This is a genomic window from Sulfitobacter delicatus, from assembly GCF_900102535.1.
Taxonomy (GTDB): Bacteria; Pseudomonadota; Alphaproteobacteria; order Rhodobacterales; family Rhodobacteraceae; genus Sulfitobacter; species Sulfitobacter delicatus.
On the sequence record NZ_FNBP01000006.1, the window covers coordinates 53,030 to 75,416 of the forward strand.

Annotated in this window: 21 protein-coding genes; 15 read left to right on the top strand and 6 right to left on the bottom strand. The window is 62.0% G+C overall.

Going from position 1 to position 22,387, the window contains the following annotated elements:
• Window positions 1-3: 3 nt before the first annotated feature.
• From BLS57_RS11710 to BLS57_RS11735, 6 genes are all read right to left on the bottom strand, one after another.
• The gene (locus tag BLS57_RS11710) at window positions 4-795 is read right to left on the bottom strand and encodes a cyclase family protein (RefSeq protein WP_093742474.1); all 792 of its coding nucleotides are present in this window, start codon (window positions 793-795) and stop codon (window positions 4-6) included.
• Between the two features lie 148 nt (window positions 796-943).
• Window positions 944-2,626, bottom strand: coding sequence for a cis-3-hydroxy-L-proline dehydratase (gene lhpI, locus BLS57_RS11715; RefSeq protein ID WP_093742476.1), 1,683 nt, complete (start codon window positions 2,624-2,626; stop codon window positions 944-946).
• Between the two features lie 13 nt (window positions 2,627-2,639).
• A complete protein-coding gene (locus BLS57_RS11720) occupies window positions 2,640-3,641 on the bottom strand; it encodes a 4-hydroxyproline epimerase (protein ID WP_093742478.1) in 1,002 nt (333 codons plus the stop codon).
• Window positions 3,638-4,873, bottom strand: a complete 1,236-nt coding sequence (locus BLS57_RS11725; RefSeq protein WP_093742762.1) for an NAD(P)/FAD-dependent oxidoreductase — start codon at window positions 4,871-4,873, stop codon at window positions 3,638-3,640. Before BLS57_RS11725 ends, BLS57_RS11720 begins: the two co-directional genes overlap by 4 nt.
• An 87-nt stretch (window positions 4,874-4,960) precedes the next feature.
• Window positions 4,961-5,923 carry a dihydrodipicolinate synthase family protein gene (locus tag BLS57_RS11730; protein WP_093742480.1) on the bottom strand — a complete coding sequence of 321 codons (963 nt, stop codon included), beginning with the start codon at window positions 5,921-5,923 and terminating at the stop codon, window positions 4,961-4,963.
• Window positions 5,924-6,035: 112 nt separating this feature from the next.
• Window positions 6,036-6,734: a GntR family transcriptional regulator gene (locus tag BLS57_RS11735; RefSeq protein ID WP_093742482.1), complete on the bottom strand. Its 699-nt coding sequence runs from the start codon at window positions 6,732-6,734 to the stop codon at window positions 6,036-6,038.
• Window positions 6,735-7,025: 291 nt separating this feature from the next.
• Here BLS57_RS11735 and BLS57_RS11740 point away from each other — a divergent pair, with 291 nt between their 5' ends.
• The 15 genes from BLS57_RS11740 (at window position 7,026) to BLS57_RS11810 (ending at window position 22,339) form a co-directional block, all read left to right on the top strand.
• Entirely contained in the window at window positions 7,026-8,033 is a 1,008-nt protein-coding gene (locus BLS57_RS11740) for an ABC transporter ATP-binding protein (protein WP_093742484.1), read from the top strand.
• Window positions 8,030-9,136 carry an ABC transporter ATP-binding protein gene (locus BLS57_RS11745; protein WP_093742486.1) on the top strand — a complete coding sequence of 369 codons (1,107 nt, stop codon included), beginning with the start codon at window positions 8,030-8,032 and terminating at the stop codon, window positions 9,134-9,136. The genes BLS57_RS11740 and BLS57_RS11745 overlap by 4 nt, the downstream gene beginning before the upstream one ends.
• Window positions 9,137-9,177: 41 nt before the next feature.
• On the top strand, window positions 9,178-10,692 hold the full coding sequence (locus BLS57_RS11750; protein ID WP_093742488.1) for an ABC transporter substrate-binding protein: 1,515 nt from the start codon (window positions 9,178-9,180) through the stop codon (window positions 10,690-10,692).
• Between the two features lie 63 nt (window positions 10,693-10,755).
• Window positions 10,756-11,700, top strand: a complete 945-nt coding sequence (locus tag BLS57_RS11755; RefSeq protein WP_093742490.1) for an ABC transporter permease — start codon at window positions 10,756-10,758, stop codon at window positions 11,698-11,700.
• Window positions 11,700-12,599, top strand: coding sequence for an ABC transporter permease (locus BLS57_RS11760; RefSeq protein WP_208597562.1), 900 nt, complete (start codon window positions 11,700-11,702; stop codon window positions 12,597-12,599). Before BLS57_RS11755 ends, BLS57_RS11760 begins: the two co-directional genes overlap by 1 nt.
• Window positions 12,600-12,610: 11 nt before the next feature.
• The gene (locus tag BLS57_RS11765) at window positions 12,611-14,401 is read left to right on the top strand and encodes a gamma-glutamyltransferase family protein (RefSeq protein WP_093742492.1); all 1,791 of its coding nucleotides are present in this window, start codon (window positions 12,611-12,613) and stop codon (window positions 14,399-14,401) included.
• A gap of 3 nt (window positions 14,402-14,404) precedes the next feature.
• Complete coding sequence (locus tag BLS57_RS11770) at window positions 14,405-15,166, top strand: DUF1028 domain-containing protein (RefSeq protein WP_093742494.1); 762 nt, start codon at window positions 14,405-14,407, stop codon at window positions 15,164-15,166.
• 3 nt (window positions 15,167-15,169) lie between these two features.
• The gene (locus tag BLS57_RS11775; RefSeq protein ID WP_093742496.1) at window positions 15,170-16,012 is read left to right on the top strand and encodes a sulfite exporter TauE/SafE family protein; all 843 of its coding nucleotides are present in this window, start codon (window positions 15,170-15,172) and stop codon (window positions 16,010-16,012) included.
• The gene (locus BLS57_RS11780; protein WP_093742498.1) at window positions 16,009-16,722 is read left to right on the top strand and encodes a FadR/GntR family transcriptional regulator; all 714 of its coding nucleotides are present in this window, start codon (window positions 16,009-16,011) and stop codon (window positions 16,720-16,722) included. Before BLS57_RS11775 ends, BLS57_RS11780 begins: the two co-directional genes overlap by 4 nt.
• Window positions 16,723-16,942: 220 nt before the next feature.
• On the top strand, window positions 16,943-17,923 hold the full coding sequence (gene phnD / locus BLS57_RS11785; protein WP_093742501.1) for a phosphate/phosphite/phosphonate ABC transporter substrate-binding protein: 981 nt from the start codon (window positions 16,943-16,945) through the stop codon (window positions 17,921-17,923).
• Between the two features lie 54 nt (window positions 17,924-17,977).
• A complete protein-coding gene (phnC, locus tag BLS57_RS11790; protein WP_093742504.1) occupies window positions 17,978-18,751 on the top strand; it encodes a phosphonate ABC transporter ATP-binding protein in 774 nt (257 codons plus the stop codon).
• Window positions 18,748-19,542, top strand: a complete 795-nt coding sequence (gene phnE, locus BLS57_RS11795) for a phosphonate ABC transporter, permease protein PhnE (protein WP_093742506.1) — start codon at window positions 18,748-18,750, stop codon at window positions 19,540-19,542. The genes phnC and phnE (BLS57_RS11795) overlap by 4 nt, the downstream gene beginning before the upstream one ends.
• The gene (phnE, locus tag BLS57_RS11800; RefSeq protein WP_093742510.1) at window positions 19,539-20,348 is read left to right on the top strand and encodes a phosphonate ABC transporter, permease protein PhnE; all 810 of its coding nucleotides are present in this window, start codon (window positions 19,539-19,541) and stop codon (window positions 20,346-20,348) included. The genes phnE (BLS57_RS11795) and phnE (BLS57_RS11800) overlap by 4 nt, the downstream gene beginning before the upstream one ends.
• A complete protein-coding gene (locus tag BLS57_RS11805; protein ID WP_093742513.1) occupies window positions 20,345-21,250 on the top strand; it encodes an HAD-IIA family hydrolase in 906 nt (301 codons plus the stop codon). Before phnE (BLS57_RS11800) ends, BLS57_RS11805 begins: the two co-directional genes overlap by 4 nt.
• Window positions 21,251-21,367: 117 nt before the next feature.
• Window positions 21,368-22,339 carry a TRAP transporter substrate-binding protein gene (locus BLS57_RS11810; protein ID WP_093742767.1) on the top strand — a complete coding sequence of 324 codons (972 nt, stop codon included), beginning with the start codon at window positions 21,368-21,370 and terminating at the stop codon, window positions 22,337-22,339.
• The last annotated feature ends 48 nt before the right edge of the window (window positions 22,340-22,387 follow it).

The window sequence follows — 22,387 nt, forward strand, 5'->3', positions numbered from 1 at the left end:
CGTTTAGCCCTTTGGCACAAGCGCCAGCGCCCGGATCGGGCTGCCGGTGCCGTTCTTGATCTTGAGCGGGGCCGCGATCAGCACCGCACCCTTTGGCGGCAGCTTGTCGAGGTTCGCAAGACTGGCCAGACCAAAACAGTTGTTCTTATGCAGCAGGTTGTGCGCAGGGTACGGCGGCTCCATCCCGCCAGCTTGGCCCGCGTCTGTCCCGATACACTGGGTGCCCCAGCCGACGATCTTTTTGCTCATCAGGTATTCGATGGCGTCCGGGGTTGGTCCGGGGCTGTGCGGCCCGGTTTCATCCGCGTTGAGGAAGCGCGCTTCGTCGTTTACCCGCTGGTCCCAATCGGTCCGCATAACGACCCAGTCGCCCGCGTTGATCTCGCCATATTCAGCTTCCCATTCCTTGATGCCCTTTGCGTCGAGGAGGAAATCCGGGTCTTCTTGGGATTGTTGCGAACAGTCGATGACGTTTACCGGAGCAACAAGGCGCTGCACGTCGAGCGTGTCGGTGAAACCATCTTCGTAATCCTTGCCGGTAATCCAGTGGTGCGGCGCGTCGAAATGGGTGCCCGAGTGTTCACCCAGTACCATCCAGTTCCAAGCAAAGAACGGGCCGTCTTCGTCGTATTCGCTGATCTTGTGAATCTCGACCTTGGGGGTTGGCTTGGCGAAGTCTGCGGGCAGCTGTAGAATCGGTGTGTCGGGGCCAAGGACGCCGGAGCAGTCCACCACTTCGACACCGCCTGAGGCCAACATCGCCCCGAAATCGCGCATTACGTCTGTTGCACTCATTTATCTTTCTCCCTGATTGACGCACCCTCTCCCGGTGCGGTGATCCCACAGGAACGCTAGACAAATTTATATGCGTTTGCAATTATCTTCTTCACCTGTTTCGCGAAGAACGGGAAAACCAGAAGGGCGAAGATGCTTTCTACAGCACTTACGCTTCTGCAAGCCACTTCGGCAGGGCGTCAGGGGCATAACCTGTGACAGCCGCTTCGACACAATCCGCAATACTCCCAAAGCGCACAGCACGGCCCGAGAGGCCGGGCGCGTAATGAGCGTATTTGCCGGAGTTGGTCATCAATACTTCCGCAGAGGGTGGAAACACCGGTTCGGAAATCGAGCACCAGCAAATGTCAGGCACCACCTGAACCCCTGCCGCTTCGAGCCGCGCGGCAGTCCCATCTTCGCGCGCGGCTTTAAGTGTGTCGTGACCCAAGGTGACGATAACCGCCGTGTCGGAATGGCATCGTCGCCCGGCGAGCGCGGCATCCAAGGCCTGACATTCAGCCTGCGAAAAATGCGGGCTGCCGAATGCGATCAAGTCAACCTTAGCCGGCCCCGCGTTAAACCGTCGCCAAACCTGTCGCAGATCGTCGAGCGTGATCTGAACCGTATCAGCCTGCGCGCTTGTCGGTAGATCCGCCTCAGGCGTGATCCCGGCCACATGTAACATCGGCGCTGCAGAGGTCGTGCCGAAGGCGGCGCAAAGACCTTTGAGGTCATCTTCGTTCGGCGCGGACGTTTCTAGCCCGCGCAAAAGCGGAATCCGATCCGGCGCTGCTTGTCCGGCCAGCCAGCCAAGCATGGGCCAGATCGCCTCGTCATACTGCGCAGGTAGCTCGACCTCGATCACGCGGCGCGGCGCGCGCTGACTGTCAAGATAGACACCCGACAACGGCGCCCTTCCGGTCAGCGCGATACAGAGGTCAAAGAAATCAGGATGCTTCACCGTTCGCGCGCCGAGCACGCTGTTGGCATAGATCACCGCGTTCGACTCGGACCAAGCGATGATCTCGCCGTGCTCGGGCGGGGCGGGCAATTGGTAGGGGGCGCAGGTGAAACTCGGCTGTGCGCCCATGGTGACATAGGCATCGGCGAGGCGACTGGCGGGCAGGCCGAAATCGGGCGGGACACCTTGAGTGCGCCAGTTGCCGTGATCGACCGAGATCGCATTCATCGTCGTCGGCACCCGCACCTGCGACCCCATATCGGCCATCGTCTGCGCGAACAGTAGATTGGCGGGGCTGGCATAGATGCAGCCATCGATATGCACACGCGTCACGTCGATAAGCTGGGCCGCCCCCTGCCCGCCTGCCATCGTGCAGATGATCTCCATCGCCAATTGCACCGCAGGGCCTTCGGCACCGTCGAGCATCGCTTGATCTTGAGCGCTGAGCATCAAGCTTCGGGCCGATTGGCCTGTTAGCGGCAAAGCCCAACCATCCGCACGCAGCATGTCCGGCGAGATTTGAGCTCGACGGGTCTTGGCCAGCCGGTCGAAATCCTCTGCCCCCAGCCGCATGACAGGCAGCGGCTTGTCGAACATCTTACCCGCGATCAGCGCGCCGAGGGTCAGGACATCCTCCGCCTCGCGAAACACCAGCGCTGCCGGCGCATGCCCATTAAGCGCCATTTCGAGCAAGACCCCGCTGCCTGTGCAAGAGCCGCGGCTGGTCGGCATCAAGACCACCTTGCCTGCCAGCGATTGTCCACAGAGCGGGTGATGTGCGTCAATGACCATACCGGTGGCGGGATCAACGCCTCCCCAAAAGCTCAGCCCCTCGGCCGAGGCAAGAACCGCGCCTTCGGCGACAGCGGGAACGATGATTTGGGCCATGAGGGACTTTCGGTCAGGTAACGCTGAAACCATGCGCAAAGGGGTCACGGTCATCAATGAAAATCGTGTTAAACCCAGTGACCCGCGCCCAGCCTGAGATGGAGGGAATGATTGCTGGCTTTCCTGCCACTTCCGCAGCCGCTTCGACGCGGCCCTTGAACATCGAGCCGATGATCGATTCATGCACGAAGTCATCGCCCACGGCCAGTTTTCCCTTCGCCACAAGCTGCGCCATTCGGGCCGACGTGCCGGTGCCGCAGGGGGAGCGGTCAATCGCCTTATCGCCGTAGAACACCGCGTTGCGAGCGTGCGCTTCGGCTGCGCGCGGTGCGCCGGTCCAGAGGATGTGCGTCAGGCCGTTGATGTCTGGATGCTCTGGATGGACGAACTCATATTTGGCATTCAGCGCTTGGCGCAGCTGGGGGCTTAGCTGGACCAGTTCGGAGGCGGTGAAGTCGGCCATATCGCGAAAGATCCTCTGCGGCTCGACAATAGCATAGAAGTTGCCGCCATAGGCCACGTCCACCACCACTTCGCCAAGCCCTTCGACTTCAGCTGCCAGCCCTTCGGCATGTAGGAACGCAGGCACATTGGTGAGCCGCACCTCTTCGACAAAACGCCCTTCTTGGCGGTAGGTCACGTCGACGCGTCCGGCGGGGGTTTCCAACCGGAGGTGGCCGGGTGTTGCGGGATGCACCAGCCCATTTTCCAGCGCAATGGTAACAGTGCCAATGGTGCCATGGCCGCACATCGGCAGGCAGCCCGAGGTTTCGATGAAGAGCACGGCGACATCGCAATCATCCCTCGTCGGCGGATAAAGGATCGCGCCCGACATCTGGTCATGACCGCGCGGCTCGAACATGAGCCCGGTACGAATCCAGTCATACTCCGCCAGAAAATGCGCGCGCCTCTCCAGCATGTTCGCCCCCTTAAGCAGAGGCGCGCCGCCGGTGACGAGCCTTACCGGATTGCCGCAGGTATGGCCATCGATACAGGGGAAGGTGTGTTGCGTCATGTCAGCCTCGAGAAACGCGCGGGGGAGAAGGGGGTGAGGTCAATGCCGGGGTCTTGGCCTGTCAAAAGGTCGGCGACGATGGCCGCGGTGCCCGCTGATTGGGTGAGCCCCAGATGTCCGTGGCCGAAGGCGCAAAGGACATCCGGTCGCCCCGGCAGAGGCCCGATGGCAGGCAGACTATCGGGCAGCGAGGGGCGGAACCCCATCCATTGTGTACCGCCTGTAATGTCGAGGTCTGGCAGGAAACGCTTTGCCTTTTTCAGCATCGCATCAGCGCGGGCGTAGTTCGGCGGCAGATCAAGCCCGCCCAGCTCCACCGCGCCGCCGACGCGGAGGCCGTTGCCGACTTTGCTGATGACGAACCCATGGCCGCCGAAAGTGATCTGCCGTTTCAGCTCGAAGGCGCCTTTTGGCAGCGTCGTGTTATAGCCCCGTTCGGTTTCCAGAGGGATTTTCACACCAGCAGTCCGCGCGAGATGGTGCGAATGGGCACCCGCTGCCAGGACGATACGGCCTCGCATCACTCCGTCAGAAGTCTCCACCCCGCCGGCCACCAAACGCTCAGCGCGTGCAATGGTGATCTCCCCGCCATTCGCACGAAAGCGGTCGGCCATGACGCACACATAATCTCGCGGGTCGGAGATTGCCTGCCATTCGGGGGTGAAGGTCGCATGGGTGAAAGACGGTGCGAGACCCGGCTGATAGGCGGAAACCTCATCGCCTTTGAGGTGGACGAAGGGAATTCCCGCCGCCTCACGCGCGTCCCAACCGGGAAGCGCCGCGCGGAACTCGGCTTCGCCCTCATAAACCTGCAACTGGCCTTCATGCCGAAGCATATGTGTTAGCCCGCAGTGTTCCAGATGTGGCTCAAGTGCGTCCTTCGAACGCCGCATCAGTGCCGTCTGCGCCACCGTGGAGGCCTGCACCTGCGCGGGCCAGCTTGCCTTCCAAAAACGCCACATCCAAGGCGCAATCCGCACTGCATAGCGCGGCGGGACGCTGAGCGGGCCCAGTGGGTCGATCAACCATTTTGGCGCTTGCCGGATCATCCGTGGGGATGCGAGGGGCAGGATCTCAGAAAAGGCGAAAGCGCCCGCGTTGCCAGCCGAGGCCCCTGCCGCCGGCCCCTCCCGATCTATCACCCGCACAGGCAAACCCCGCGCTTGGAGGGCGAGGGCGATGGAAAGCCCAATCACCCCTGCGCCGATCACCGTGATATGTTCCAATGAGATACCTCTTACCGGCTGGCTTCGCTGCGCGACCTTAAGCGTGCGGCTAAGCCGATGCACGTGAGATCAGAACCGCGCCGCGATCCAGTATCAAGCCGCCGTCGCCGCCAACGTCTCATCCTGTCGCGACCACGCGGCATACCAAGCGCGGAACAGATCGTACTGCGCATCAGCATAGCCACGCTGGCTATCGGTCAACACGTCGGTCTCGTTGAAATGCAGCGCATATTCCGCATGGCCTTCGCGCGTCATCAGATGTTTGTAGTAAAGCACAAGATCGGGACCCTCGTCGAAAGACGACAATACGGCCAGGGCGGCGTCGAGTTCCTGCGCCCGTCGGCGCGCTTCGACATTGCCTTTGGCAGCAGCCTGGCAAAGCGCCACCAGATGCAAGACCTCGTGCGGCAACACATTGCCGATCCCGGTAATCGCGCCAGCCGCCCCGCAATTCACGAAGCCATGATAAACTGTCGTATCCACACCGATCATCAAGGTCACGTCATCGGCGCGGCTGGTGATGGTCTCGGCAGCGTAACGCAGGTCTTCGGCGCCGCCGAACTCTTTGAAGCCGACAAGATTGGGATGTTCTGCGCGCAGGGCAAAGAAGAGATCGGCGCGGGTGGCGAAGCCGTAATAGGGGCTGTTGTAAATGACTGCAGGAAGATCCGGTGCTGCGGCAAGCACGGCTTTGAAATGCGCCTTTTGGGCAGGGATCGAGATGCCGCGCGAGAGGATGCGTGGGATCACCATAAGCCCCTGCGCCCCGACCTTCTGCGCATGAGCGGCATGGGCGGCGGCAAGCTTCGTATTCTGCGCCCCTGTGCCTACGATTACCGGCACGCCCGCTTTTACAAGACGCTCGACGCCCTCCATTCGCTCAGCATCACTAAGAAGCGGCCAATCCCCCATCGAGCCGCAATAGACCACCGCGCGCATACCGTCGGCGATGAGCTTTTTGCCCATGCGAACCAGTGCATCGAAGTCGGGTTTTCGATCCGGGGTGCAGGGGGTCATCAGTGCAGGAATGCAGCCGGAAAAGATATCTGCGGTCATTTTAGTCTCCGTGTCTGAGAGGGCTTATGCGGTTTAGAATACTATTTGTATTTTATTTGTCGACAAGTTTTTCTAAGACGAAAAATCTTTGCCGAAGTCGCTCCCGCGGTGGCTATAGAGTGACGTGGTCGCGGTGGTCTCGGGCGATAAAGCCCCTTATCTGTTCGACGATTTGGTCGGCATGGGCCTTGGCCAGTCGATCTGAACGATCCAGATCCCGTGCGGAGATCGCCGAAATCATCTCCTCATGCTCCGCCACATACTCGGGCGGCAAACGGTCATCGAAAGACCGATAATACATCCGCAGCAAACGCCGCCCTTCGTCCAAAAGGCGCAGAGACAGCGAATTGTAATATGGATTGCGCCCGGCGCGGGCGATTTCGGCGTGGAACTCCCGGTTACTGGCGATCATCGCGAGAGCGTCCTGCGCCTCGACGGCCTTTGCAAAGTCCGCCTGCCGGGACTTGATCGCCGTCATGTCAGCAGGCGTATGAAACTGCGCGGCAGCCCGTGTTGTGACGCGGTACATGAGGGTCATCGCGTCAAAGAATGTATGCAGGTTCATAAAGTCGATATTCGCCACCACGGTCGAGCGGTTGGGCAATGTGGTCACCAACCCTTCGCTGGCCAGACGCACCAAGGCTTCGCGGATCGGCGTCCGCGACATGGACAGACGCTCGGCGAGGCGAATCTCGTCGATCGGCGCACCGGGGGCCAAGGTCAGGTCGAGAATCTCATCGCGCAGGATGCCATAGACATATTGCACACCAGAGCCACGTTTGCGCTCTCCTGCTTTGGGTTTGATGGTCATGCGCAGCCCTTTGTGCCCGGTGAACTTGTGTGTTTGGTAAAGCAACAATTGGGCTTCGCGACAATAGGAGCTGGTCGCACTGTTGAAGTTGGAACCTGCCGCATAATCTCGGCCAATTGGTCATTTCAAAGCGCTGAAAAATTCGCCGTTAGCGTTGACATTTTTGGCAATTCGACACGCAACATACTGACACATAAAGGAATACTAAAAAACACAAATAGTCGGATTGACAGATTTCGCCCCTAAACCGCATAGTCGACCAATCTGATATTGGTTCAAGAAAGCGGTCCATTGCCCAGTTCTTCCTCCGGCTCCGATAGGGTTTTGCTCGAAGTGCGCGACTTTAGTCTGCGCTTTCGCGGCGCGCCGAGCGACCAGATTAATCACGTGAATTTCTCTGTCAGCGCGGGCAAAACGCTCTGCGTGGTCGGCGAAAGCGGCTGCGGCAAGAGCGTGACCTCGCTGGCGATGATGGGGCTACTGCCGCCCGGCGCTGCGACGATCCGCTCGGGCGAGATGATCTTTGAGGGTCAGAACCTCGATCTTTCGGACAATAACGCGATGCGCAAGCTGCGCGGCAGCCGCATGACGATGATCTTCCAAGAGCCGATGACCTCGCTGAACCCTGCCTTCCGCATCGGTGACCAGATCGCGGAATCGGTTCTGGCGCACCGCAACTGCACCAAAGCCGAGGCCCATGACCGGTCGCTGGCGATATTGAAACGCGTCGGCATTCCGGCGGCGGAAAAGCGGATGCGCGACTATCCGCACCAGCTTTCTGGCGGGATGCGCCAGCGGGTGATGATCGCCATGGCTTTGGTCAACGACCCCGCGTTGCTGATCGCCGATGAGCCGACCACGGCGCTTGATGTGACCATTCAGGCCGAGATCCTCGAATTGATCCGCGACCTGCAAACCGAGACCGACATGGGCACGATCATGATCACCCATGACCTTGGCGTCGTCGCCGAAATAGCCGACACCGTAGCGGTAATGTACGCCGGCACGATTGTCGAAACCGGCCCTGCTGAACGCATCTTTAACGATCCGCAGCATCCCTACACCATCGGCCTCATGTCCTCGATCCCGCAACTGACCGGGCCGCGGGGGCGTCTGTCAACCGTGCCGGGCATGGTGCCGACCACGCCGAACATGCCCGAAGGCTGCCGCTTTGCCACCCGCTGCCCATTTGCGCAGCCAATCTGCGCGACTGAGCCGCCGCTTGCGCCGCTCGGGGATGGCCATGCCGTGGCCTGCCACTTCGCGCCGCTGGAAACCCATCTGGAGCAAAGCGCATGAGCGACACGATCCTGACAGCACGCGGGCTGAAGAAACACTTCAAGACCGGCGGCGGCATGGCCAAGAGCGGTACTGTCCGCGCCGTCGACGATGTTTCCTTCGACGTGCGCCGGGGCGAGACCTTTGCCATCGTGGGCGAGTCCGGTTGCGGCAAATCCACCCTCGCCCGGCTGCTGATGCGCCTGCTGACGCCCACCGACGGCGATGTTGAGTTCGACGGCATTGACGTGCGCAGCCTCAAGGGCCGCGACCTGACGGCCCTGCGCCGCGACATGCAGTTTGTTTTCCAAGACCCTTTCTCCTCGCTCAACCCGCGCATGAGCGTCGGCAAACTGGTGGGCGAACCGCTAGAGACGCATTTTCCGCAGATGTCCGCCTCTGAACGGCGCGGCAAGGTGGCTGCGCTTCTGGCCAAAGTCGGCCTGCGCCCCGAACATGCCGAACGCTATCCGCATGAGTTTTCCGGCGGCCAGCGCCAGCGCATCGGGATTGCCCGCGCCTTGGCCTCGGCCCCGAAACTGGTGATCGGGGATGAGCCTGTCTCCGCCCTCGACGTCTCGGTGCAAGCACAGGTAATCAACCTGCTGGGCGATCTGCGCGATGAGTTGGGCCTGACGCTGGTGATCATCGCCCATGACCTCGCCGTGATCCGCCATATGAGCGACCGCGTCGCGGTGATGTATCTGGGCCAGATCGTCGAGCAAGGCGATGTCGACACCGTCTTCACCCAACCGCGCCACCCCTATACTCGCGCTCTGCTCTCGGCGATCCCGGTGGCCGCCCATGGCGAACGCGCCCCGCGCAAGGCGTTGGAGGGCGAGATGCCGAGCCCGGCCAATCCGCCCTCGGGCTGCCGCTTTCACACCCGCTGCCCCTATGCGCAAGCGCGTTGCACCACTGATAACCCGGAGCTGCGCAGGACGGACGTGGCCGAAGGCCATATCGCGGCCTGCCATTTCTTTGAGGTAATCGCCGCTGACGAGCCGGACCTCGGCCTCGCAGACGCCCCCAAACGCGCCCCCGGCGCTGCAGCGCGCTTTGCGCTTTACGAAGATGCCATGCGGGAACGGGCCACACCCCGGCCCCGCCAAGATCAAGAATAACAGGCTGACCACACCCAAATGAAACGACAGGAGAGTATCACATGACACTGACCAAAATGACCCTTGCCGCCGCACTGCTGGGGGCCACGACCCTTGGCGCGCAGGCCGCCGATCTGCGCATCGCGCTGCAGTCGGACGCCGACGTGCTGGACCCCGACCAGTCGCGCACCTTTGTGGGCCGCATCGTCTACGCCTCGCTTTGTGACAAGCTGGTGGACATCACGCCCGATCTGGAAATCATTCCGCAGCTGGCGACCGAATGGTCCTTTTCTGAGGACGGCAAAGCGCTCACCATGAAACTGCGCGACGACGCAGTCTTCCATGATGGCACGCCCTTCGATGCCGAAGCCGTGGCCGCCAATATCGACCGCAGCCAGAACCTTGAGACCTCGCGCCGCAAGTCTGAGTTGTCCTCCATCACCGGCGTCGAAGTGCTGGGCAGCCATGAGATCCGCTTTGATCTGGCCGACGCCGACGCCACGCTGATGGCGCAACTCGCCGACCGCGCGGGCATGATGGTCTCGCCCACCGCCGCCGAAGCCGCAGGTGATGATTTTGGTCTGAACCCGGTCTGCTCCGGCCCCTACCAGTTCAAAGAGCGCATCGCCCAAGACCGCATCGTGCTGGAAAAATTCGCCGACTATTTCGACGCGGACAAGTACCACTTCGACAGCGTGACCTTCCTGCCGATCCCCGACACCACCGTGCGTCTGGCGAACCTGCAGTCGGGTGATATCGACATGCTCGAGCGTCTGGCCGCGACCGACCTCGCGCAGGCCGAAGAAGACGATGGCATCAAAGTCGAAAGCGCCGTGTCGCTGGGCTATCAGGGCATCACCATCAACGTCGCCAATGGCGAAAAGGGCGACAACCCTTGGGGCAATGACAAACGCCTGCGTCAAGCGCTGAGCTATGCGATTGACCGCGAAGCGATCAATCAGGTGGTGTTCAACGGTGCTTTCGCCGCAGGCAACCAGCCTTTCCCGCCGAACTCCCCTTGGTACAGCAGCGATTTCCCGGTGCCGCCACGTGACGTGGAAAAAGCCAAGGCTCTGCTGGCCGAAGCGGGCTTTGCCGATGGCATTGACCTTGAAGTGCAGGTGCCCAACACGACCGTGCCGCTGCAACTGATGCAGGTGGTGCAATCCATGGCGGCTGAGGCCGGGATCAACATCTCGATCACCTCCAAGGAATTCGCGACGCTGCTGGCCGACCAATCGGCGGGCGACTATCAGGCGAGCCAGATCGGCTGGTCGGGTCGTGTCGACCCCGATGGCAACATCCACCAGTTCATGACCACCGACGGCGGCATCAACGACTCCAAATTCTCCAACCCGGAAGTTGACGAGTTGCTTAATAAGGCGCGCAAGTCCAACGATCAGGCCGAGCGCAAGCAGAGCTATGACGCGGCCCGTGCGATCCTGAACGAAGAGATGCCGATCGTGTACCTCTACCACCAGACATGGATCTGGGCGCTGGATTCCGACATCACCGGTTTCACCCCCTACCCTGACGGGATGATCCGTCTGGAAGGCGTCAAAAAAGAAGAAGGCTAAGCCCTTTATCCGCAGCGCCGGGGCTGACCCGGCGCTGCTCCCTCTCAAGCGAGACATACCCCCATGCTGTCCTTCATCCTGCGCCGTCTGGTGATCGCAATCCCCACGATCATCCTGATCTCGGTCTTTGTCTTTACCCTGCAAAAGCTGCTGCCGGGCGACCCGGTGCTGGCCATGGCCGGCGAGGAACGCGACCCGCAGGTGCTGGAATACCTGCGCGAGAAATACCGTCTGAACGACCCCATTCCGGTGCAGTATTTCACTTGGATCGGCAATGCGCTGACCGGGGATCTGGGCATATCGCTGCGTACCAACCAGCCGGTGCTGGAACTGATCGGGGAAAAGCTGCCCGTCACGATCCAACTTGCGACCATGGCGATGCTTTTCGCGCTGATCATCGGCATTCCCGCCGGCATCTTCTCTGCCGTGAAAAAGGGCACCGTGACCGATTACATCTCCAATGTGGTGGCACTCTCGGGCCTGTCGATCCCAAACTTCTGGCTCGGCATCATGCTAATCCTGCTGGTCTCGGTGAAGTGGAAACTGCTGCCCGCCTCTGGCTATGTGCCGCTGAGCGAAGACCCTATCCGCTCCATTACCGTGATGCTCATGCCCGCCTTCGTGCTGGGCACCGCATTGGCCGCGACGCTGATGCGCCACACCCGTTCCGCCATGCTGAGTGTGATGAGCAGCGACTACGTTCGCACCGCCCGCGCCAAGGGTCTGGTCGAGCGCAAAGTCATCCTGAAACACGCCTTTCGCAACGCGCTGACGCCCATCGTCACTTTGACCGCCCTGCTCTTTGGTGAGTTGATCGCGGGCGCCGTGCTGACCGAACAGATTTTCACCATCCCCGGCTTTGGCAAGCTTGTCGTCGATGCGGTGTTCAACCGGGATTACGCCGTGGTGCAGGGCATCGTGCTGGTCACCGCCGTGGGCTTCATCTTTATGAACCTGCTCGCCGATGTCGCCTATGTGCTGCTGAACCCCCGCCTGAGGAAGCAATAATGGCCCAACCTGCCACCCCCATCACCATCGACGCCGAAAGCGCCGCCGATCCGGTCCTCTCCGCGCGCCCCGAGAATCGCGTCTGGAAGAAGTTCCGCCACCACCGCAGCGCCATGCTGGGCGGGGTGCTGGTCGCCTTCTTCGTCATCATCGCGCTCGCAGCACCGATCCTGCCGATCCCCGAGCCCACGGCCACCGACTGGGGCGCCGTTCGCAAAGGCCCCTCCGCCGCGCATTGGTTCGGCACTGACGAGCTGGGCCGCGACGTGTTGGCCCGGCTGATCTGGGGCGCGCAGGCCTCGCTGCTCGCGGGCGTCGTCTCGGTCGGCATCGCGCTCAGCCTCGGCGTGCCTTTGGGCATCATCGCGGGCTATTTCGGCGGCTGGACCGACGCCGTGATCTCGCGTTGCACCGAAGCGCTTCTGGCCGCGCCCTTCCTGATCCTCGCCATCGCACTTGCGGCTTTTCTGGGCCCGAGCCTCACCAACGCGATGATCGCCATCGGGATCTCGGCCACGCCGATCTTCATCCGCCTCACACGCGGGCAGGTCTTGAGCGTCGCTGCCGAAGACTATGTCGAAAGCGCGCGCGCCATTGGCCTCTCGACACCGCGCATCCTGCGTCGCTACATCTTCCCTAACGTGTTGCCCCCTGTGCTGGTCCAAGCCACGCTCACCGTGGCCACCGCGATCATCGCCGAAGCCTCGCTGTCCTTTCTCGGCCTCGGCCAACAGCCGCCCGCGCCGTCTTGGGGGTCGATGCTGAACACGGCCAAGAACTTCCTCAACCAAGCGCCTTGGATGGCGCTCTGGCCCGGCATCGCGATCTTTATGGTCGTCTTGGGCTTTAACCTTCTCGGCGACGGGCTGCGCGATGCGCTGGACCCGCGCGAACATTGACCGGAGCCTCCATGACTTTCACCACCCGCCCCGAGATCAGAGGTTCCTTCGGCGTCGCCACCTCGACCCATTGGATCGCCTCCACCGTCGGCTTCGGCATTTTGGAAAAAGGCGGCAACGCTTTTGACGCCGCCGCTGCCACTGGGTTCGTCTTGCAAGTTGTTGAGCCGCATCTGAACGGCCCGGCGGGCGACCTGCCGATCATCTTCTACGATGCTAAGGCGAACGTGACCAAGGTCGTCTGCGCCCAGGGCGTCACCCCCGCCGCCGCGACCATTGAGCATTACGAAGAACAGGGTCTGCGCCTGATCCCCGGCTCGGGCCTCCTGTCCACGGTCGTGCCCGGTGCCTTTGACGGCTGGCTGCTGATGCTGCGCGACCATGGCAGCATGTCTCTGCGTGATGTCCTCCAACCCGCGATCGATTATGCCCGCGACGGCCACCCGGTCCTGCCGCGTGTGTCGAATACGATCAAAGGCTTGGCCGACTATTTCGCCGCCGAATGGCCGACCTCCGCTGCGGTATGGACACCGGGCGGCAAGGCACCTGAGCCCAACGCAAATTTCAAAAACCCCGACCTCGCCGCTACTTATGACCGGCTGCTGCGCGAGGCCGAAGACACCGCCAGCGACCGCACCGCGCAGATCGACGCGGCGCGCAAAATCTGGTCTGAAGGATTCATCGCCGACGCGATCTTTGACTACCTCGAAGACGCCTGCGTGCATGACGTGTCCGAGCAGAAAAACAGCGCCGTGCTGGCGCGCGAGGACATGGCGCACTGGTCCGCGACTTATGAAGACACGCTCAGCTACGACTACCACGGCTGGACGGTGCATAAGACCCACGCATGGTCGCAAGGCCCGGTGTTCTTGCAAACGCTGGCGATCCTCAAGCACTTCGACCTTGGCGCAATGGACCCAATGGGCGAGGACTTTACCCATACCGTGATCGAAGCGATGAAACTCGCTTTTGCCGACCGCGAAGCCTACTACGGCGACCCCGACCACAGCATTATCCCGATGGAGATCCTGCTGTCGGACGACTACAACGCAGAGCGGGCAGAACTGATCACCGACCGCGCCTCCCTCGACCAGCGCCCCGGCGTGGTGCCGGGGCTCGAGCATCTCGCCGAACGCTATGTCGAACGCGCGGCACGCGATTTCGGCGTGAAGAACGCCGCACCCCAAGAACCCACCATGGCGCATCTGACCGAGAAACGCGGCGATACCGTACATCTTGATGTGATCGACCGCTGGGGAAATATGGTCTCGGCTACGCCCTCGGGCGGCTGGCTGCAGAGCAATCCGGTGGTGCCGGGCCTTGGCTTCCCGCTCAATTCTCGCGCCCAGATGTTCTGGCTGGAGCCCGGCCTGCCCACCTCGCTCGCGCCGGGCCGCCGTCCGCGTACCACACTCACCCCCTCGCTGGCCGAGAAACCCGACGGCACACGGCTGGTCTTTGGCACCCCCGGCGGCGACCAGCAGGACCAATGGCAGCTCATCTGGTTCTTGCGGCTCGTGCACCACGGGCTGGACCTGCAAGAGGGCATGGACGCGCCGCTGTTCCACACGATGCACTTCCAAAGCAGCTTTTTCCCACGTCAGGCGCTGCCGGGTGAAATGATGATCGAACCCAATGTCGGCACCGCCGTCATCGACGGGCTGCGCACGCGCGGTCATGTGGTGACGGTCGCCGAGCCTTGGTCCATCGGGCGCCTCACCGCCGCACAGCGCAACCCCGATGGCAGCCTCCAAGCCGCCGCCACTCCCCGCCTCATGCAGGCCTATGCCGTAGGACGTTGACCCATGACCTATTCCATCATCGCCCGAGACCCCAAGACCAATGAAATCGGCATCGCCGTCGCCAGCCGCTTCTTCGCCTGCGGCGCCGCCGTGCCCTATGTCGGGCGCCGGGTTGCTGTAGCGACGCAGGCTTTCGTCAACCCGCTCTGGGGCACCGAGGGCCGCCGAATGCTGGAGAATGGCGAGCCCGCCGAGGCGCTGATTGCCGAGTTTGCCGAACGCGATGCGGGGCGGGACATTCGCCAGTGCCATATGCTCGACGCCGACGGCAATTTCGCGGCGCACACTGGTATAGACTGCGTTGATTGGGCCGGTCACCGCACTGGCACGCACCATTCAGTTGCCGGTAATATGCTGACCGGGCCGGAGGTCGTCGAGGCGACCTTCGACACCTATGCAGCCCGTAGCGACCTGCCGATGGCCGAACGCCTGCTCGCCGCCATGCGCGCCGGTGAAGAGGCGGGTGGCGACAAGCGGGGCCGGCAGGCGGCGGGCCTCGTGATCCACCGGGGGCAAGACCATGCCTATCTCGACCTGCGTGTCGACGATCACGGCGACCCACTCGGCGAGCTGGACCGCCTGCTTGAAGTGGCGGGCGAACGCTATCTTCATGTCGCCGATGCCATGCCTAGCCTCGACAACTTCTCGGGAACCACTGACCGCGCGCCTATTGATGCGGCGATCCTCCGCGCCGAAGAGGTCCGTAAAGCCGCTGGCAAACCCAGCCGGTCACTGGCAACCGATACCGTGGCAAAGAAAGAATAAGAAATGAATGCCTTCGACCTTGGCCAACTTCTGCCGCTCCTAGCCATTGCCGTGACCGCTGGTGTCGCGGGCGGCATCCTTGCCGGGCTGCTCGGCGTGGGCGGCGGCATTGTTATCGTGCCAGCACTTTACCTCGCGCTGTCCACCGCTGGGATGGACCCGGCGATCACCATGCAGGTCGCGGTCGGCACCTCGCTGGCGACAATTGTCTTCACCTCGCTCTCTTCAGGCTACGGTCATTTCAAACGCGGCGCCATTGATATGGACCTGTTGAAGCTCTGGGCACCGTCGCTGCTGGTCGGCGTCATCGTCGGGGCTTTGCTGGGCGGTTATGTGTCAGGGCTGATCCTCGTCGGCGTCTTTGCCACGGTCGCCGCCTTGGTCGCCATCGACATGATCTTTCGCAAAACCAAGGACGACCCCACCCCGCGCGGCTTTGCCAAACCGGTCTGGGCTGTGCTGGGCACGATCACCGGAGCGCTCTCGGCGATGATGGGCATCGGCGGCGGCACCATCGGCGTGCCGCTTTTGAATTTCCTCGGCTATGACATCCGCCGGGCCGTGGGCACCTCCGCAGCCATTGGGTTTATCATCGGTCTGCCCGGGGCCGTGGTCTATGCGCTGACCGGGCTCGGGGCCGAAGGGCTCCCGCCTTTTTCGCTGGGCTATGTGAACCTTGCCGCCGCGGCGATTATCATTCCGCTGACCAGCAGCTTTGCCCATGTCGGTGTTAAATTAGCACATAGTATCCCGCGTCGCGCACTGCGGTTTGCCTTCGGAATCTTCCTGATGATAACGTCTCTGCGCATGTTGTTCGATCTTTTCAAAGCGTTTGCCATTTCATGACCAAAAACACCCAGCCTGTTCTGACAGAAACCGAATTGGCCGAACGGCTGCGCGGGGCGATCCGGCAGGGTGATATTTTGAATGACGGACGTATGCCGCCGGAACGGGCGCTGGCAGAGCACTTTGGCGTCAGCCGCGCACGGCTGCGTTTGGCACTTGGCTTGCTGCAAGAGGACGGCACGATCTATCGCCGCCATGGCCAAGGCACTTTCGCCACCCCGCCGCCCGCCACCAACGCCGACAGCCTGCGGCATCTGGCGCGGCAGGTCACGCCAAGCGACATTATGGAAGTGCGCCTAGAGGTCGAACCAGCGCTGGCCGCGCTCGCCGCAGATCGGGCCCGCCCGCAGGAAGTCGAGCGACTGGACCAACTGATGCGCGCGACGTTGAACCTCAGCGACCCCGACGCCTACGAGGCCGCCGACGACAAATTCCACTACAAGATCGCCGAGACCGCGCGCAATCCGCTGTTCCTCACCGTCTACGAATCCATCCGCGCCGTGCGCAGCGAAGTGGCCTGGACCTCGCGCCGTCGGACATACCACCCGCCAGAGACACTTCAGATTCTGGGCGAGCAACATATGACCTTGGCCGAAGCCATCGCCCGGCGTGACAGCCTCGGGGCTGCGGCGGCGATGGAGCAGCACCTTCTGACGGTATCGAAAACCCTGCTGCGCGAGCGTGTGCGCAAGATCGAGCTCGATCTCTAGCGCCCTTCCGACCGTTTTCAGACCACCCTGCGAAATTTCCTGCTAGAACTTTCCCTAGCATGGCCCGCGACTTTCTCTTGGCGCAGGGAGATTTCGGTGGCATGTAGCGGCGCTGAGGAAAGTCGCGCCGGATTGTCTTGCAAACGAAACATTTCAATGTTCGTATCTGCGCATTATTAACCCTCGTATGACGCGCGGGTATAATTGGGAGTAGAACGCGATGACTCATAAAAATCTTTTTGCCGCCGGGCTTATGGCGGCTTTCACCTTCACCGGCACAGCCGCTTTCGCTCAGGAGGATTGCGAGCGCGGCCAGCTGGACGAGATGTTCTGTGACGCCAACGGCGATTTGGTTGCCGACGCGCCGACCGATCCGGACATGCTGAAAAACCCCGACACGCTGGTTTTCGCATACACACCCGTCGAAGACCCCGCGATCTATGAGGACATCTGGACCCCTTTCATCGACCACCTCTCGGATGTGACCGGCAAAGACGTTCAGTTCTTCGCCGTGCAGTCGAACTCCGCCGAGGTCGAAGCCATGCGCTCGGGCCGTCTGCACATCGCGGGCTTCTCCACTGGCCCGACCCCATTCGCGGTGAACCTCGCTGGCGTTGAGCCCTTTGCGATCATGGGCGCGGATGACGGCCAGTTCGGCTATAAGCTGCAGGTCTACACCCAGGCCGACAGCGACATCAAAGAGATGAAAGACCTCGCCGGCAAGCGCATCGCGCATACCTCGCCCACGTCCAACTCCGGCAACCAAGCGCCGCGCGCGCTCTTCCCCGATCTCGGCGTCGTGCCGGATGAGGATTACGAAGTGACCTATTCCGGCAGCCACGACCAGTCGATGCTTGGCGTTGTCGCGGGCGACTATGACGCGGCCCCGGTGGCGTCCGAAGTGGTCGACCGTATGGCCGAGCGCGGCCTCTACGACCCCGAAGACGTGCGCATCGTTTGGGAAAGCGATCCCTTCCCGACAACCTCCTACGGCGTGGCCCACGACCTCGCGCCCGAGCTGAAGGAAAAGATCAAAGAAGCCTTCTTCTCCTTCGACTTTGAGGGTACAGCGCTCGGCGAAGAATTCGCAGGCGTGAGCAAGTTCGTTCCGATCACCTATAAAGATCAGTGGGCGGTCATCCGTCAGATCCAAAAGGCGAACGGCGTCGAGTACACGCCCCAAGGTCTTGCGGCTGAATAATCGTTTAACGTCAGGGCCGGCGCACGCGTCGGCCCTGCACACAAGGTACAACACATGCTGAAAATCTCCGACCTCGTGAAGCGCTATGGCAGCGGTGATCCGGTGCTGAAAAACCTCGACCTGACGATCGAGGGCGAAAGCGTCGTGTCGATCATCGGCTCATCGGGCGCGGGCAAATCCACGCTGCTGCGCTGCATCAACCGATTGGTGGAGCCGACCTCGGGGTCGATCAACCTCAATGGCACCGAACTCACCAGCCTGCGGGGCAAGAACCTGCGCGCCGCCCGGCGCAAGATCGGCATGGTGTTTCAGGGGTTCAACCTCGTCGACCGTCTGACCGTAATGGAGAATGTGCAGTCGGGCCGTCTGGGCTATATCTCGACATGGTCCGCCGTGACCCGCCGCTATCCCAAAGAAGACATTCGCCGCGCCTTTGAGTTGATGGAACGCGTCGGCATCGCCCAATATGCCAACACCCGCGCCGATCAACTGTCAGGCGGTGAGCGCCAGCGTGTCGGCGTGGTCCGCGCCCTGATGCAAGACCCCGACATCCTGCTGGCTGATGAGCCGACCGCCTCGCTCGACCCAAAAACCTCCGAGCAGATCATGGGCCTGCTGCGCGACCTCGCGGGCGAATTGAAACTGCCTGTGCTGATCAACATCCACAACGTGACCGAGGCCAAGGAATACACCGACCGCATCGTCGGGATGCGCTATGGCCGGATCATTTTCGACGACGTCCCCGCCCAGCTTGATCAAGAGGCGATGGACCAGATTTACGCAGGCAGCCCCCATGCCGACCGCGCCAAAGATGGGGCCGCAGCATGAGCGCCCCCCGCGACACGTGGAAAAAGCCACCCTTCATCGCCAACCCGGTGCTTCGCTGGGCGGTGATCCTCGGTGCGCTGGCATATTTTGGCTGGGTCGGCACCACCATGCCCATCGACTGGAACCGCGTTGCCGAAGGCATTGGCCGCGCCGGTCGCATCTTTGGCGGGGCCTTTCCGCCCAGCTTTGAACGCTCGGGCCTGCTGATCGACGGCTTTCTCGAAAGCCTGAAAATCGCCATCCTCGCCACCGCAGGCGGGGTGCTTTTGTCGATCCCCATCGCCTTTATGTCCGCGCGTAATGTGGCCCCCAAACCGATCTTCTATCTGGGCCGCGCCATCATCATTGTGGCGCGCAGTTTCCACCCTGTCATCGTCGCGATCCTCTTCGTCAAAGCCGTGGGCTTTGGCCCCTTCGCCGGGGTGCTGACGCTAATCGTCTATTCCATAGGCTTCGTCGCCAAGATGCTGGCCGAGCGGATCGAAGAGATCGACTTTGGCCAGGTCGAAGCCATGCGCGCCGCCGGTGCGCCCTATTTCTCCACCCTGACCTATGCGATCTTCCCGCAAATCATGCCGCGCCAGATCGGTCTCACGATCTACCAACTCGACAGCAACCTGCGCGCTTCGGCGGTGGTGGGCATCGTCGGCGCGGGCGGCATCGGCGCGACGCTGGCCAATGCCTTCGGGCGCTATGACTATGACTTCGCGCTCGCCATCACCATGGTCATCGTCGGTGTGATCCTTGTCTCCGAAGCCGTCAGCGGCGTGATCAGAAAGCGCATCCAATGACCACGCTTGCAAAAAAATTCGGTCGCGACGACTGGACCCGCTTCACCCTGCGCCAGCGCATGACGCGCTATGCTGTGATCTTTGGCTGCGCGCTTGCCATCGCATGGGCGCTGACCTCTATCGAAGTCATATGGGCTTGGGTCTGGGGCGCGCCGGAGCAGATTGGCGACCTCTTTGGCCGCATGTATCCGCCTGACCCCAGCAATCTTGAGACCATTCTCAAGGTGCTTTGGGACACGGTGAACATCGCCACTTTCGCCACCACCTTTGCGGTGCTGCTGTCGCTGCCAGTGGCCTATATCGCCGCGCAAAACACCACGCCCAACCGCGCCACACTTTGGCTCGGGCGGCTGATCCTCGTGACTTCGCGGTCGGTCAATACGATCATCTGGGCGCTGTTGTTCGTGGCCATCTTTGGCCCCGGCGTGGTGGCGGGCATTTTGGCGATCATGTTCCGCTCCATCGGCTTTGTCGGCAAACTGCTGGGCGAAGCGATTGAGGAAATCGACAAGCGCCCCGTCGAAGCACTCGAAGCCACAGGTGCCTCGCGTTTCAAGGTCATCGCCTATGCCATCGTGCCGCAGGTCATGCCGACCTTCTGGGCGGTCTCAATCCTGCGGTGGGACATCAACCTGCGCGAATCCACTGTGCTCGGCCTCGTCGGCGCAGGCGGCATCGGGATCATTTTGCAGGGTGCCATCGACACCTTCAACTGGCCCGAAGTCGCCACGATCCTCATCGCGATCATCGTCTTGGTGATCATTGGCGAGATCATCTCGGCCTTCCTGCGTCGCCGCATTCTGTGAGCACCGCAATAGACCCCGCGCAGGCGCTGGCCGAATACCAGCGCCTGCGCCCCCGCCTGCCCGCCCATCAAGGGCGCGGCAAGGCGACCCCAGCGGCGCGGTTTCTAGATATCGTCGCGCCTTATGATCTGATCCTTTTCGATGCCTACGGCGTGCTGAACGTCGGCGAAACGGCCATCGACGGCGCCGCGCAGACCATTGCCGCCCTGCGCGGCATGGGCAAAAGGGTCATGGTCGTGTCGAACTCCGCCGCCTACCCAAAGGCGCATATGATGATGCGATATGCCCGGCTCGGCTTTGACTTCACCCCCGACGAAGTCGTCACCAGCCGCGAGGCGCTGCTCGCCCGCGTGGCCAATGAGCCTGCGCGGCACTGGGGCGTCATGCTGAACCCGGACAAGGACATCGGCGAGATTGCCGAGCTTGGCGCCACCGTGCTCGCCGACGATCCGGCGCTTTATGACGCGGTCGAAGGCTTCCTCCTCGTCGGCGCCGATGGCTGGACCGAAGCGCGCCAAGCTCTGCTCGAAGCCAGCCTCACCCGCCATCCGCGCCCCGTTTTTGTCGGCAACCCCGATCTCGTCGCCCCGCGCGAAGACGGGCTTTCGCTCGAACCCGGCTGGTTCGCGCATCGTCTGATTGACGCCACTGGCGTGCCGGTCCACTTCTGCGGCAAACCTTTTCCCGATATCTTCGATCTGGCCCTCGCCCGCCGCGACCCCACCGCGCCGGAGCGTGTGCTGATGGTCGGCGATACGCTGCACACCGACATCCTCGGCGGCGCGCAGGCAGGTTTTGCCACCGCGCTTGTTAGCGGTCACGGTTCTCTACTGGGTCTGGACGTGGCGGACGCTATCGCAAGTTCCGGCATCGCGCCTGACCATATCGTCGCACAAATCTGACCGCAGAACATTTGCACGCAAAGCCCCGACCCCCCATTGCCATTTGGCGCGCTGGTCGCTAGCAATTTTCCTGACCTTGTTAATAAGATCGCTGGAGGATACAAAATGTTCAAAATGATGCGCCACACGGCAATAATCGCAACCCTGGCCACCGTCACTGGGGGCGCGCTTTTCGCCCAGACCGAAGTGAAGATCGGCTACGCACTGGCCCCCGACAGCCACTACGGCGTTGCCGCGCAGAAGTGGGAAGAGGTCGTGACCGCCGAAACCGACGGCAAGTTCACCTTCCGCCACTTCCCCTCCTCCGGTCTTGGCGGTGAGCGCGAAGTCGTTGAGGGCCTGCAGCTTGGCACCGTTGAAGCGACCATCGTTTCCACCGGCACGCTGAGCAACTTTGTCCCCGCCACCGGCGTCACCGACATTCCCTTCCTGTTCCGCAGCCTTGACCACGCCCGCCGCGTGCTCGACGGCCCTATCGGTCAGGACATCTTGGGCGAGTTCGACAGCGCCGGTCTGGTCGCGCTGGCCTGGGGTGAGCAGGGTTTCCGCCACATCACCAACAACCGCAATGCGATTCAGACACCCGAAGACATTGCAGGCATGAAGCTGCGCACGATGGAAAACCCGGTGCACCTCGACGCCTTCAACGCCGCCGGGGCGGCGCCGGGGCCAATGGCATGGCCCGAGGTGATCAGCTCGCTGCAGCAGGGCACCATCGACGGGCAGGAAAACCCGCTGTCGGTGATTGTCTCGGTCAAGCTCGACGAAGTGCAGAAGTACCTGACCCTCTCGGGCCACGTCTATTCCCCCGCCATGCTGCTGGTCAGCAAGCCGTTCTGGGAAGGTCTGTCTGACGAAGACAAAGCCGCATTTGAGACGGGCGCGACCGAAGCCGTCGCCGCCATGCGCGCCTATGTCGATGATGTCGAGCAAAGCGGCGTCGAGACGCTGAAAGAGCGCGGCATGGAAGTGAACGAACTGACCGAAGACCAGAAAGCCGCCTTCCGCGCCTCGATTGAGAGCGCCTATGAGGGGTATTACGAGACCTACGGTAAAGAGCTGATCGACCAGATCGCCGCGACCGAGTAAGCTCGACCACAAGTAAAAAGGCGGCCGGGAGCAGCGCTTCCGGCCGTT

Excerpts from the sequence above, each read along its gene's own strand:
- BLS57_RS11710 (WP_093742474.1), bottom strand. The coding sequence starts at position 795 with ATGAGTGCAACAGACGTAATGCGCGATTTCGGGGCGATGTTGGCCTCA.
- lhpI (WP_093742476.1), bottom strand. The coding sequence starts at position 2,626 with ATGGCCCAAATCATCGTTCCCGCTGTCGCCGAAGGCGCGGTTCTTGCC.
- BLS57_RS11720 (WP_093742478.1), bottom strand. The coding sequence starts at position 3,641 with ATGACGCAACACACCTTCCCCTGTATCGATGGCCATACCTGCGGCAAT.
- BLS57_RS11730 (WP_093742480.1), bottom strand. The coding sequence starts at position 5,923 with ATGACCGCAGATATCTTTTCCGGCTGCATTCCTGCACTGATGACCCCC.
- BLS57_RS11735 (WP_093742482.1), bottom strand. The coding sequence starts at position 6,734 with ATGACCATCAAACCCAAAGCAGGAGAGCGCAAACGTGGCTCTGGTGTG.
- BLS57_RS11745 (WP_093742486.1), top strand. The coding sequence starts at position 8,030 with ATGAGCGACACGATCCTGACAGCACGCGGGCTGAAGAAACACTTCAAG.
- BLS57_RS11750 (WP_093742488.1), top strand. The coding sequence starts at position 9,178 with ATGACACTGACCAAAATGACCCTTGCCGCCGCACTGCTGGGGGCCACG.
- BLS57_RS11755 (WP_093742490.1), top strand. The coding sequence starts at position 10,756 with ATGCTGTCCTTCATCCTGCGCCGTCTGGTGATCGCAATCCCCACGATC.
- BLS57_RS11760 (WP_208597562.1), top strand. The coding sequence starts at position 11,700 with ATGGCCCAACCTGCCACCCCCATCACCATCGACGCCGAAAGCGCCGCC.
- BLS57_RS11765 (WP_093742492.1), top strand. The coding sequence starts at position 12,611 with ATGACTTTCACCACCCGCCCCGAGATCAGAGGTTCCTTCGGCGTCGCC.
- BLS57_RS11770 (WP_093742494.1), top strand. The coding sequence starts at position 14,405 with ATGACCTATTCCATCATCGCCCGAGACCCCAAGACCAATGAAATCGGC.
- BLS57_RS11775 (WP_093742496.1), top strand. The coding sequence starts at position 15,170 with ATGAATGCCTTCGACCTTGGCCAACTTCTGCCGCTCCTAGCCATTGCC.
- BLS57_RS11780 (WP_093742498.1), top strand. The coding sequence starts at position 16,009 with ATGACCAAAAACACCCAGCCTGTTCTGACAGAAACCGAATTGGCCGAA.
- phnD (WP_093742501.1), top strand. The coding sequence starts at position 16,943 with ATGACTCATAAAAATCTTTTTGCCGCCGGGCTTATGGCGGCTTTCACC.
- phnC (WP_093742504.1), top strand. The coding sequence starts at position 17,978 with ATGCTGAAAATCTCCGACCTCGTGAAGCGCTATGGCAGCGGTGATCCG.
- phnE (WP_093742506.1), top strand. The coding sequence starts at position 18,748 with ATGAGCGCCCCCCGCGACACGTGGAAAAAGCCACCCTTCATCGCCAAC.
- phnE (WP_093742510.1), top strand. The coding sequence starts at position 19,539 with ATGACCACGCTTGCAAAAAAATTCGGTCGCGACGACTGGACCCGCTTC.
- BLS57_RS11810 (WP_093742767.1), top strand. The coding sequence starts at position 21,368 with ATGCGCCACACGGCAATAATCGCAACCCTGGCCACCGTCACTGGGGGC.